Origin of the sequence: Pedobacter petrophilus (assembly GCF_009674725.1) — a bacterium.
Lineage (GTDB): Bacteria > Bacteroidota > Bacteroidia > Sphingobacteriales > Sphingobacteriaceae > Pedobacter > Pedobacter petrophilus.
In genome coordinates this window covers 85,421-98,229 of record NZ_WKKH01000001.1, presented here as the reverse complement: position 1 = coordinate 98,229, position 12,809 = coordinate 85,421, and the positions used below count along the sequence as shown (strand labels likewise).

9 protein-coding genes are annotated in these 12,809 nt (G+C 40.7%); 3 read left to right on the top strand and 6 right to left on the bottom strand.

Annotated features, from left to right (window positions below; all coding sequences use genetic code 11):
• Positions 1–7: 7 nt before the first annotated feature.
• The gene (locus tag GJU39_RS00355) at positions 8–811 is read right to left on the bottom strand and encodes a ParA family protein (protein ID WP_154278692.1); all 804 of its coding nucleotides are present in this window, start codon (positions 809–811) and stop codon (positions 8–10) included.
• 184 nt (positions 812–995) lie between these two features.
• On the opposite strand from GJU39_RS00355, the gene GJU39_RS00350 reads away from it, so the two are divergent.
• Together GJU39_RS00350 and GJU39_RS00345 are read left to right on the top strand one after the other, a co-directional pair.
• Positions 996–1,517 carry an NADPH-dependent FMN reductase gene (locus tag GJU39_RS00350; RefSeq protein ID WP_154278691.1) on the top strand — a complete coding sequence of 174 codons (522 nt, stop codon included), beginning with the start codon at positions 996–998 and terminating at the stop codon, positions 1,515–1,517.
• A gap of 261 nt (positions 1,518–1,778) precedes the next feature.
• Positions 1,779–2,366 carry a hypothetical protein gene (locus GJU39_RS00345; protein ID WP_154278690.1) on the top strand — a complete coding sequence of 196 codons (588 nt, stop codon included), beginning with the start codon at positions 1,779–1,781 and terminating at the stop codon, positions 2,364–2,366.
• 96 nt (positions 2,367–2,462) lie between these two features.
• On the opposite strand, the gene GJU39_RS00340 is transcribed toward GJU39_RS00345, so the two are convergent.
• Together GJU39_RS00340 and GJU39_RS00335 are read right to left on the bottom strand one after the other, a co-directional pair.
• Positions 2,463–3,536 carry a DUF2891 domain-containing protein gene (locus GJU39_RS00340; protein WP_154278689.1) on the bottom strand — a complete coding sequence of 358 codons (1,074 nt, stop codon included), beginning with the start codon at positions 3,534–3,536 and terminating at the stop codon, positions 2,463–2,465.
• A gap of 116 nt (positions 3,537–3,652) precedes the next feature.
• Complete coding sequence (locus GJU39_RS00335) at positions 3,653–4,105, bottom strand: substrate-binding domain-containing protein (protein ID WP_154278688.1); 453 nt, start codon at positions 4,103–4,105, stop codon at positions 3,653–3,655.
• Positions 4,106–4,151: 46 nt separating this feature from the next.
• Between GJU39_RS00335 and GJU39_RS00330 the strand changes: the two genes are divergently transcribed.
• Positions 4,152–5,786 carry an ABC transporter substrate-binding protein gene (locus GJU39_RS00330; protein ID WP_154278687.1) on the top strand — a complete coding sequence of 545 codons (1,635 nt, stop codon included), beginning with the start codon at positions 4,152–4,154 and terminating at the stop codon, positions 5,784–5,786.
• Here the strand turns inward: GJU39_RS00330 and GJU39_RS00325 are convergent.
• The 3 genes from GJU39_RS00325 to GJU39_RS00315 all read right to left on the bottom strand — a co-directional run bounded on the left by GJU39_RS00325 (position 5,783) and on the right by GJU39_RS00315 (position 12,725).
• Positions 5,783–7,861, bottom strand: a complete 2,079-nt coding sequence (locus tag GJU39_RS00325; RefSeq protein ID WP_154278686.1) for a S9 family peptidase — start codon at positions 7,859–7,861, stop codon at positions 5,783–5,785. The genes GJU39_RS00330 and GJU39_RS00325 overlap by 4 nt on opposite strands.
• Positions 7,862–8,144: 283 nt before the next feature.
• On the bottom strand, positions 8,145–9,581 hold the full coding sequence (locus tag GJU39_RS00320; protein WP_154278685.1) for a SusD/RagB family nutrient-binding outer membrane lipoprotein: 1,437 nt from the start codon (positions 9,579–9,581) through the stop codon (positions 8,145–8,147).
• 12 nt (positions 9,582–9,593) lie between these two features.
• On the bottom strand, positions 9,594–12,725 hold the full coding sequence (locus tag GJU39_RS00315; protein WP_154278684.1) for a SusC/RagA family TonB-linked outer membrane protein: 3,132 nt from the start codon (positions 12,723–12,725) through the stop codon (positions 9,594–9,596).
• Between the last annotated feature and the right edge of the window lie 84 nt (positions 12,726–12,809).

The following is a 12,809-nucleotide window of genomic DNA, read 5'->3' as shown; positions in this document are numbered from 1 at the left end:
CTATAATTTATAAAGTTGCTGAGTCTATGTTTTCTTCCTCTTTTAACAAGCCGTTTTTCTTCACTATTTCTCTGGCAAGGTTAAGGTAATTGATGGCACCTTTACAATTTGCATCGTGCATAATTACCGAAACGCCATAACTTGGTGCCTCACTTAAACGCGTATTCCGCTGAATAATGGTATCAAAAACCAATTCGTGGAAGTGCGTTCTCACTTCTTCTACTACCTGGTTAGACAAACGTAAACGTACATCGTACATGGTTAATAAAATTCCTTCTATCTCCAGATCAGGATTTAAACGGTTTTGTACGATCTTAATTGTATTTAATAACTTCCCTAAACCTTCCAAAGCGAAATACTCACACTGTACCGGAATAATCACCGAATCTGCCGCCGTTAGCGCATTAATGGTGATTAATCCCAATGATGGTGAACAATCGATTATGATGAAATCATACTGATCTTTGATTTTCTGCAGAACCGCTTTCATTTTATACTCGCGGTTATTCAGGTTAATCATCTCAATTTCAGCACCTACCAAGTCGATATGCGCCGGTAATAAATCTAAATTCGGGGTATCAGTTTTCTGAATGGCCTGACTTGGATCGATATCGTTGATGATACATTCGTAGATGCTATCTTTAATATTCCGGGGATCGAAACCGATACCAGATGTTGAATTTGCCTGAGGATCAGCATCTACCAATAAAGTTTTATATTCTAATACGGCTAAACTGGCAGCCAGGTTTATGGATGAAGTTGTTTTACCAACGCCACCTTTTTGATTTGCTAATGCAATAATTTTGCTCATCTATCTATCCGAAATTTACTTAACGTTTATTTGGGCTGTGTATATTTTATGCCGTTTAATTGGCAAAAAAGTTCTATTTTTGCGTTGTTTACGCCCTTTTTCTCAATCAGCTAAGATACAAACTATATGGCAATTTTAGCAATAAGGGCTTTCGGGTTTTGAACATCTTATTAACAATTCATCCATGATTACAATAATAGCAGGAACCAACAGACCCAATAGCAATACGTTAAAAATTGCCAATTATTACCAGGCTCAATTAAAACTGAGAGGTGAAGATGCAAAGCTATTTAGTCTGGAGCAACTGCCGGCTGATGTATTGAACACAGATATGTTTGGTAAACGCTCATCTGCCTTTGAGGAAATACAGGATTTAATCACAAAAACCAGTAAGTTTATTTTCGTTATACCTGAATATAACGGCAGTTTCCCGGGTGCGCTAAAAGTGTTAATTGATGCCTGCGATTTCCCAAATAGCTTCTACGATAAAAAAGCCGCGTTAGTTGGCATCTCCTCCGGCAAATATGGAAACATTCGCGGTATCGATCATTTCACTGGGGTTTGCCACTATATTCACCTCAACGTACTACCTTTACGCATTCACATACCGAACATTAAACAGGAGTTAGATTCATTGGGAAACTTATTTCAGGAGGATACAGTTAAATTTACGAATGAGCAGATTGATAAGTTTGTTCGTTATTAAATCAGGATTAAAGAATTTACCGGATTTATAGATCTTGGAATTAGGACGGATCGAAAGACCGAACAACTGAATCGGGAATGTTAATACTTATTAGATAATAAGTCAGGGTTTGATACACTGAAGAGGTGCTTAAATTCCATAACACGGATAAAGACATCCTTTTAGCCGATCTTTTTAACATAAATTAAGTTAATTATTGTAAACCGGGTTAAAAGAGGTTAATAAATCCGAATGTGTTTTTATCGATCATATTTTAGTGATATGAAAACTAAAAACATACTTCTCATGATGCTGTTATTGGCAGTTAGCATCAACAAAATCAAAGCGCAGGATTCTCTGATTAGACACTCAGTTCATTTATCACCATTTGTTGGCTACAATTCCACCCTGAAAGCTCCGGTTTATGGCGCCGAAGTAGGCTATGAATATCGCCTGAACAAACACTGGGGTTTTACAGCTGGAATCAACATTGCCTACACACAAAGGAATGGCGAGGACTCATTCGGCTTAAATAGTGCGAGTCTTACTCAAATTAAAAACTGGAAACTTCTGCAAAATGCTATCTATGCCGGGGCGAAGTACTACATAGGCAACTTCTATTTATCTGCTGATTTTGGCTATCAAGAAGCTTATGAAACAACTAACTATAAATATATAGGTTCGGGATCAAGTTATAATGACGGTACTTACGCCAGAAATGATTTCTACCAGGCATACGGACTTGGCTATCAAATCCCACTTAAAAAAGGAGATAATATAGAATTTTTCTCCAAAGGCTCTAATGGCAATGGCTATACAAACTATGTTGCTGGCTTTAGGTATAACTTTGGCTTATTTAGAAGGAAATAGAAATTAAAAAATTACCAAACGCAATCTCAACTTACATTTGGCTGGCGGCTTGTGAATAATACAAGCCGCTTAGTTAGCTATCAAACTCAGTATCTATCACTTCTCCAACGCGTAAACTGCAAAAGACGCCAACCAATGATCGCCCCCATAGTTACCTGCAAAAATAAGGGGTAAGGCATTCGCCAGAAAGCGATCAGCCGTAACTTCGAACTGCTTTTTTAATTTATGATTTTTAGGTAACTCTTTTGCAATTCCCCTCATACACCAGGCTCGGGTAAAGGACAAGCCCACCAAATGGACGCCCTGATAATCATTAATATCGCTAATAATGGGCATCTCACTGATGCGTTTAATGCTTTTCTCTTCATAAAATTTATTCAGCCACTTTACAAATTCTTTATTCGGCAACACCCGTCTCATCAGGTCGGCTATTTCCAAACTTGGCGAAAAGAAATCTGATCCATCAGGTTCCAGATAGGCCGGTGTGGCTGTATTGTCTAAATAGAATGCTTTTGCTTTTTCATCAATCTGCTTTTCAAATTCGGCATCTTTAAAAGTCCTGGCCCAATCTAAGGCAAAAACTAACCCAAAGGCTGTATTTGGATGCACGCCTGTCCGGTTGGGATAGGTCTGTTTAGGTAAATAAGTTTTCCAAAGTTTTAGAATTTGTTGCGTGAGGGGCTGCAAAGCAGTATACCATTTTTTCGCCTCCGGATTATCCCAGGTATACAATTCCTGATCAAGTTTCAACAACCATGCCCAGCCGTAAGTGCGTTCGTAGGTATTTGCTACCTGGTATCTGGTAAAATATTCCGCCTCTGCCCTCATCTTTTCCGGTGTTAGCGTGGCGTTTAACTGAGCAATAATTTCGGCTTTATTTTTTAAATCAGGTATTGTTTTGAGCAAACGTAATAACATCCAATGGCCGTGAACAGAACTGTGCCAATCTAAACAGCCATAAAAAGCAGGGTGTAGTTCACTTGGCAATAACCGCCCATCAACAGCTGTGTTAGCTACATGAGATGTTTTATTTGGAAACTCCTGACCAATACACCCTAAAGGCATTTTCGAAAGCTTCTCTGCCACCTCGGCCGTTAAAGTGGGCACAACCTGCGCATTTGCGAGTAGCGATAAAAATGCCAGAACACTAATTATAAGGATTTTTCTCATTGTTAATTTAAATGTAAAACTTACTGCTCCAATCCAGTTCATTTTCGCTATTTCCCATTTGCTATTCCCTACGCCTCTTTTCTATTTCCCCTTATTTCCTATTTTCCACTTCACTATTAAACTCCAAACCGGATCCATTTATCGCCTTCATGGCCAAAAATAAACGAACCGGGGTGAAGCATTTCGGCCAGATCTTCGATTAATGAAACTACATTTTCTGCTGTTCTTTCCCTTGTAGTATCATCATTGAGCAAAATAACGCGATTGTTTTTCACAGCTTGCCAGTCTTCACCTAATGCCGATGGCACTTCGCGCATTAAATCGGTCAGGGTTTTGCCGGGTTGATAATAGATAATGAAAACGGCACTTAAAATATCCGTCTCCAGCATACCACCGGCAAACGTTATTTCTTCAGAAAGCAAGTAGCCTGGTGTGTTGCTCGCATCAAGCAAAGCGACCGGAACTTTATCCATAAATTTAATCTTATGTTCTACAATATCCAAACGTTCCTGTAAATCTTCGCGTATTGCGGCATCTAGGCCGATAAATAAATCGTTTAAAAAAGACATCTGCATTAAATTTATTAATTTGTGCAAAAATAACAATCCTTATTTCATGCAGGCCTCATTTAAGTATATATTTTGGATTTTCTTTGCCTTACTTTTCACTTCCTGTAATCAGGATTCTCAAAACAGCGACAAAAAGACTTTCAATATCAACCTGGATCAGGGTTTAACCTCCATAGACCCTGCTTTTGCCCGCAATCAGAATGCCATCTGGATGACTAACCAGATTTTTAACGGTTTAGTGCAGATCGATTCGAGTTTAAAAACCGTTCCCTGCATTGCCAAAAGCTGGCAGGTATCAGAAGATGCGTTAACTTATACCTTCAATCTCCGGAATGATGTTTACTTTCACGATGACCCGATTTTCAAAAACGGGAAAGGCCGGAAAGTTGTTGCAAGTGATTTTGCCTACAGCTTTTATCGGTTAATCGATCCTAAAGTTGCCTCTTCGGGTGGATGGATTTTCAGCGATAAGGTTAAAGATCAACATAATTTCATTGCGGTAAACGACTCGACTTTCCAGATTAAACTGGTTAAGCCCTTCCCTCCATTTATGAATTTGCTTACCACGCAATATTGTTCTGTGGTGCCAAAGGAAGTTGTATCCCATTATGGAAAGGATTTTAGAAGTCACCCGATCGGTACCGGCCCTTTCAAATTTAAATACTGGAAAGAGGGCGAAATTTTAGTACTGCTTAAAAATGAAAAATATTGGGAAAAAGACAAAGCTGGGAAAAAACTTCCCTATCTGGATGCTGTAAAAGCAACATTTATTACGGATAAGCAAAGTGGTTTTATGAGTTTCTTAAAGAAGGACCTGGATTTTTACTATAATGTAGATGGCAGCTACCGCGATGATATCCTTACTAAAAGCGGCCAAATGGTGTCCAAGTACAAGGGAAAATTCACGTTGAAGAAAAGCCCATACATCTGTACAGAATATGTTGGGATTTTGGTAGATACCAACCTGGCTATTGTAAAAAAATCACCTTTAAAAGTTAAAAAAATCCGTCAGGCGATTAACTATGCCATTGACCGTGATAAGCTGATCCGTTACCTGAGAAACGGAATTGGCATTGCGGCAACCTCGGGCTTTATCCCGAAAGGAATGCCGGGTTTTGATAGTCTGGCAGTAAAGGGCTATACTTATAATCCCGTTTTATCTTCCCGGTTGCTAAAAGAAGCTGGCTTCCCCGGGGGGAAAGGCTTACCGGAAATTACCCTGAACACCACCACCACTTATAAAGATTTGATCGAATTTATTCAGGGCGAACTCACTAATATTGGCATGAAGGTGAAGATTGATGTGAGCCCAAGTTCGAGCTTAAGGGATTTGATGTCTAAAAATAATGTGAATTTCTTTCGTGGTTCCTGGCTTGCAGATTATGCTGATGGCGAGAACTTTCTTTCGATGTTTTACTCCAAAAACAAAGTACCAAACGGGCCCAATTACTTTGCCTATTACAACCGCGAATTCGACAAATTATTTGAGCAAAGTTATTATGAAGCTGATGACCAAAAGCGTTTCGCACTTTACCGGAAAATGGACCAAATGGTGATGGACTATTCGCCGGTGGTACCGCTATTTTATGATCAATCTGTGGTAATGCTTCAAAATAACATTAGCGGATATGCCTTCAATGCCCTGAGTTTAATGATCTTGAAAAACATTAAGAAAAACTAATCTTTCATAAGTTTTCGTTTCAGAAACTCAGCCGTAGCTTCACTTACCTTTACACCATTAGAAAACTTCATCCAATGATGGGTATCATCAGGAATGACCAAAGATTCGAATTCGAAATTCTTATCTTCAAAACGCCTGGCTAAATCTACGCTTTGACTAAATGCCACGTTTCGATCGTCATCTGCATGAATGATTAATGTTGGAGAAGTCCAGGTGCTGATATAGGTTACTGGCGAAGATTCTACTGAAATTTTCTCTGCCAGGTCCGCATCCGGAGCAGGCGCTTTTCCTGCTGCTGCATTGCTACTGAATCTATCATTTACGCCATGAATATCAACACCGGCAGCGAATAATTTTGAATCTTTTCCTAAGGCCAGGGCCGTCAAATAACCACCATAAGAACCTCCGTAAATGCCGATTTTATCGGGGTTAATATTCGGTTGTTTAGCCAGCCATTCGCCTGCAGCTTTAATATCCTGATATTCTGAAGCACCCTGCGCCCCTGCTTTTAACGGTTTATGAAAGTCATATCCATAACCCAAACCCAACCGGTAATTGACTGAAAGCACCGTAAAGCCCATGTTAACCAGGTATTGGTTTAGTGCATAATCAATTGAATAATAATCCATCGGACTCCACCCTAAAAACATTTGCCTTTGCGGGCCGCCATGTACATATACAATAGCTGGATGATTTTTAACAATTTTTTTCGGTGAAAAAAGCTGACCATAAACCGTGTTTCCATCTGCTGCCTTAAATCTTACGTGTGCCGGCGTAACCATGGCATTCAATGGAAAATCTTTCGGAATCAATTCTTCTCCTATTAATTTAAGCTTGCCGGGATTAATCTGCGCAGGCAAAAGCGGACGCTGGGCGGTAGAACTTAAACAAAAGACATTTTTATTATCGCCAGAAATTACCGGATAAGCCTCTATTCCCTTTCCAGTGCTAAGTAATTCCATATTTGCCTGATTAACAGGAACGCGATAGATATGCCTCCTATCGAGGTCATCTTTTTCCTTACCTGTGTTGGCGGCGAAAACGAGGGTTTTCTTGTCGTTACTCAGCTTGATGTTTTCTACAGTGAAATTTCCGGGTGTGAGGATTTTTTGATCAGATCCATCCGTGTTCATTGAATACAAATGTGGCCATCCATCCTGATAAGAAGTAAATACTATTCTTTCATTCGCCCACATTAAATTCGCTCCGCCTTCCATTAATGGGAATGAAGCCCTGATTGTTTCGGGTGCTTTATAGATTTGTTTACCTTTACCGGTATTCACGTTTACCTTCCATATTGCCCAGGGCTGATGCTTTCTGCCCAAAATAGAATCGGTTTCACTCCCTAATCCGGGTAATCTGACGAAAGCAATCTCCGTTCCATCTGGCGACCAGGAAGGCGTAACATCTCTGGAAAACGATGGCAATAACCACTGAATTGGGGTTTTCTGATCTGCGAAAATACCGATATAGGAATGATCCGTTCGGTTACCGACAAAAACGATCTTTTTACCATCTGGCGACCATTTGTAACTGCCATTTGTGCCTTTGGCATAAAATAAGCTGCTTGCTGTTGCAGATCCATCGAGCGGCACACTTTTAATTTGCCCCGCATTGTCAAAAATAACCGTTTTGCTATCTGGCGAAATCAATGGGTGATCGCCCTCGCCCAAAACCTTCATGTTTCTATCTTTAAGGTTCAAAGCCAGTACCTGCATTTTCGGTGCAACTGTTGCGGAAGCTGCATTTACCGGCCCACCATCTCTCCCGCCATGATCACCTCCCCTTACAAAAACAATCCAGTTTCCATCCGTAGAAATAGAGAGACTGGTAAGTTCCTGACCATCATCTTCGTTATACCCTGTCACTTTTACGGCTTCATATTTCGGCGCTTCTGCGATGTAGATATTTCTTTTTCCCTGCTCATTTGCAGCCCATGCAATTGTTGATCCGGAAGGAGCGGCAACCAGTTGCGTAGGAAATGGATAGCTTAACGCCGACTGGATAGAAAACGATTGTGCAAAAATGCAGGATGATAAGCTTAAGAACAAAATAGCGAAAAGTAACGACTTCATATTTAGGCATTTGATGATCATACAAAAAGAGGACGTAGCACAAAAGATGTTCAAAGCAATATTTCTGCACTTCAACAAGCTCAATGTAACAAGGAATGATAAACGGGGATTTTCAAAATTTGCTTACTCCGGTCATTGCATCAATCATTCTATAATTCTATAATTTAATTATTAATTCTATCATTCAATTATTAATCATTCTATCATTCACCCGTATCATGCTGAGCCTGCCGAAGCACTTTCTAAAGCATTTCGATGGGCTCAATTTGATAATTTGGACGATCTACTGATCCCACCACAACTTCGCTGTCCGGAGTACATCAGCTGGCACATTTGCGCCATTTTTGCTTCTCTCCCGTTGTGGGTAATCTAACCTGCGAATAAATGTAGGCAATGCGGCATTCACTGGTAGGGTAAAATCCTTATATTGATAGTCAAAACGGCGGGCATCATTCCAGGCTTCCGGGTTTAAATAGGTGGCAATGTATTTCTCTTTGAAGATCAGGTTTTTAGTTAGGGCCGCAGCACCTACAGCAACTGTCGGCTGAGCGAGATAAGCCTCTTTATCAGTGGCTAAAACCTGAAACTTATCCATATTTGCACGAATTGCAGCTATATAGGCATTGTATGACCGGGTTTTATCAACATTAAAAGCTGCTTCTGCTTCTATAAATTTTAGCTCTGCGTAGGTGATGATAAAAATCGGCGAAGTGTTACCACTCCATGGCGAATTACGCGAAATGTAATTCTCATCCTTCCTTGTATTTGCACCAGGCAATCTGTTTCCGGCGCCGTTAACCGTACCAATATATTTCCCATCAACGGTTAAATCGGTAATTTTCGGTAAACGCGGATCAAATACGCCTGGATAAGTAGTGCCGTTTAGTGCATCGATTAATTGCTCTGACAGCCAGCCACCTAATGATTGATTTTCATTATCTAAGGCAACTGTTGCCCAGGGGCTCCGTTCTTTATAGGTCTGCATTCTCGCATCCTCATCATTAGTAGCGAAGGATTTACTTACGGCATCTAACACAGCGGCTGGATTGTAATTACTTTTTTTACTCACTTTATTCAACAACCGGGCTTTTAACCCATAAGCCATTTTTAACCAGTTGGCCCTTTCTGTAGCCACTGTAGTTCCGTAAATTAAATCGCTGGCTGCAGCAAGTTTTACAGTTGAATTGGTTTTCGCTAATTCTACAATTGCTTCATCTAAAAGCATTATGGTTGATGCATATACATCTTCCTGCTTATCGTATTTAGGAACGAGGTTATTGATGTTGAAAGCCTCAGAAAATGGTGCATCACCCCAAAGATCATTCACCATTATTAAGTTGTAGGCAATTAATACATCGGCTACGCCTTTATACTCGCTCGAGTTTTGGGTGATGGCGAGTTTTTTCATTTCATTGGCATCTGCCATGGCAAAATAAAGCAGATCCCAGGTAGACCCATAGTCTATAGCCTGAAAAGTATCTCCTGCACCATTTGCCGATGGACTGGCGGTATACTGCACGTAAGGCAATATAACACTTGCCACACTATAATTATTGAACCCTGCTTTAAATGTAGAGGTGGCCAATAAAGTATTTAAAGTTGGGGTGGAAACCTGATTTGGATTATCGGATAATTTATCAAAGTAACTATCCTTGCAGCCCTGCAAACCCAGGGTTGCAATCATGGCCGAAAACAGTGTATATTTTATAATCTTTTGCATCTTAATTCTTTTTTAAAAACCAACATTAAGGGTAAACATAATTGTGCGTGCAGATGGATAGGTAAATCCTGCTGAACCATCATTGTTGCTGCCAGAGTCGTAAGAACTTGATTCCGGATCTACACCATAATATTTAGTCCACAACCATAAATTATTCCCGGTTACTGATAATGAAGCAGCCTTTATAGCTTTGGCTGGCAACCATTCTGCCGGCAAACGGTAGCTTAAACTGGCCGAACGTAAACGAACCCAGCTTGCATCACTCACAAATGGCTCTGATACATTCCGGTATAAAATCCGGTAATAACCTTCGCCGTAATTTACGCCATCTACGGTTCCCTGCCCCATGTAAACCGGCTTTGTATTGGGTTGACCATTCGCCAACACGCCATCAAAAACCCTAGTGGTTCTTCTGTCTGCGGTATAATCCGGCAAGCCGAAAGCCGAATAGAAATCTTCAAGCCAGTTGTATTTTTCAAAACCTAAACGGGCATCGAACAATACATTTAAGCTGAAATTTTTGTAGCTAAAGTTATTGCCGAAACCGATAATATAATCGGGCTGAGAGTTACCCAATAACTTTTGCTTACCACCTGAAATACTTGGGAAGCCATTTGCACCAATCAGCAACGGAAGGTTTTTATCTAAGTAAACCGGATCTTCTGCCTGCGTGCCGTAATATCTGTTAAAATAACTACCATAAATATTGCCATAAGGCTGACCTTCTATCAGTTTCATCGTTACCCCGGCATTACCATAACCTCTGGCTGCGCCGTAAACAATTTCAGAAATTCCGTTTGGCATGGAGAGCACTTTATTCCGGTTTGCAGAAAGGTTCAGATTGGTACTCCAGTTGAAATCCTTTCCTACGATTGGCTTACCGTTAATTACTAATTCTACCCCGCGGTTTCTGATATCACCCGCATTGATTGATTTGGTTACGTAACCCACCGCAGAAGAAATCTGCGTCTGGATAATCTGATCTGTACTCAAAGAATAATAATAGGTAAAATCAAATCCGACACGGTTTTTGAAGAATGACATTTCCAAACCAGCCTCATAAGTATTCGTAAACTCTGGCAGTAAATCCGGATTACCAAGATTAGGCGCAATGGTTAAACCACCTGTTCCGGTAGGTAAAGAAGTGTTTGGCGTGTAGCCTGTGAAGGTAGAATATTCTGAGGCATCCTTGCCAATACGGGCATATGAAAGTCTTAGTTTCGCCTGACTGATTACCGCTGGCAATTTAAACTGATCAGAGAATACATAACTTAAACTGGCGGATGGATAAAAGAAAGACCTGTTTTCTTTAGGAAGTGTTGAAGTGATATCATTTCTTCCTGTTAAGGTTAAGAACAAATAATTTTTATAGTCAAAAGTTGCTTCACCAAAATAACCGATCAGGCGTTTTTCCCTAAGCGCCTGGCTTGGTGTAAGCACACCAGCATTGGCCATATTAAAGAAATCATAAATTCCTAAAATACTTCCCAATGTTCCGGTTTCTTTAATTCTGCGATCGAAAAGCTCCTGGCCTAACCGTAGTGTACCTGTAATATCTTCCCCTAATTTAGTTGAGGCAGTTGCTACGAAAGTGCTGTTAAGTGTTCTAAACTTCGTGTTATACTCTCCATAGTATCCCTGATCATTATCATACATTGCTTCGCCGGTATACATTGGGCCGCGGGCCGTTCTCACACGATTTTCATTGTAAGTATCTACGCCGAAACGGTAAGAAAAGTTTAACCATTTCAATGGATCATACGTTAAGCTTGCGCCTGCAATGTATCGGTTCACATCACTTTTAAGCTTATTATTTGCCGTACCCCAAATCGGGTTATTGGTGCCAAGATATTTCTGCGAACCGTCAGCATTTTGGTAGTCTGCCACGTCATATCGCGGAGAAAAGTATGCCAAACCTTCCCCGAAGCGATCGGCGCTATAGGTATAACCACCAGAATTGGTGAAGTTCATATTTACAGAAGCCTTTAACTTCGGACTGATAATAAAGTCGGTATTTAATCTTCCGGAGAAGTTTTTATTATCTGTATTGGGCATCATTCCCTTTTGATATAGCTGAGAAATAGAAGAGAAAAACTTCACTACCTCACTGCCACCGGTTAGGGAAAGAGAATTTTTAATTTGCTGTCCGGTACCAAATGCCTGGTCGTAATTATTATAAAGTTGATCTGGATGAGTTGGATCAATCAATTTGGCTTCTGCAATTGTTGGCCCCCATGCCGGGCCAATTCCCCCGGGAGGATTCAGGTATACGCCCAATACGCCTTGCGTAAATTCCGTTTGCACCTTCGGACTAATCAATACCTCATCAAAACCATAGCTGCTGTTGAGGTTAATCTGAATTCCATTTTGTTTACCTCTCTTTGTGGTGATTACGACTACGCCATTTGCGCCTCTTAAGCCATAGAGTGCTGTTGCTGCTCCACCTTTTAAAATGTTAATGGTTTCGATATCATCCGGATTAACATCAGATGCCCTGTTCGTTACTCCTCTTGATCCGTAAGCATTACCACCTGGATTTGCCCCCTGCGTTGAAGTAGAGTTATCAATCTGTACTCCGTCTATAACGTAAAGCGGGTCGCCGGAAATTTTTGGATCTATGGAGTTCACACCCCTAATCCGGATGCTCGCGCCCTGACCCGGCCCGCCGCCTGTACTGGAAATGGTAGCACCCGCAACCTTGCCTTGTAATGCGTTAAGCAGATTAGGTTGATGATTAAAATTTAGATCTTTATCATTAACTGTCTGCGCAGCATAACCCAGGGATTTTGCCTGCCGGGTAATTCCCAGCGCTGTTGAAACTGTTACTTCCTGAAGCTGTTGTGAATCCGAAGCAAGTGCCAGGCTAACAGTTGCTCTGTCGCCCACAGTAACTTCTTGTGCTTTATAACCTAGCAAACTGATGACCAGTACTGCATTTGATGAAGGGACCTGGATGGTGAAGTTTCCATTTCCATCTGTTGATGTTCCGGTGGTACTCCCCTTAATTTTGATGCTTGCTCCAGGCAGTGCTCCTCCATCATCTGTAGAAGTAATTTTTCCTGTAATTGTTTTTACCTGGGCAAAGGAAGATAGCCCGGTAAGTAAAATACACAGAAAAAAAAGTGAGGTAAAGACTTTTTTCATATTCAAGAATTTAGGGTTGATAGTTGTTAGCTGATGCAATATAACGTTTTAGTGTAAAAACACCGCACAAAGCAGAATGAAATT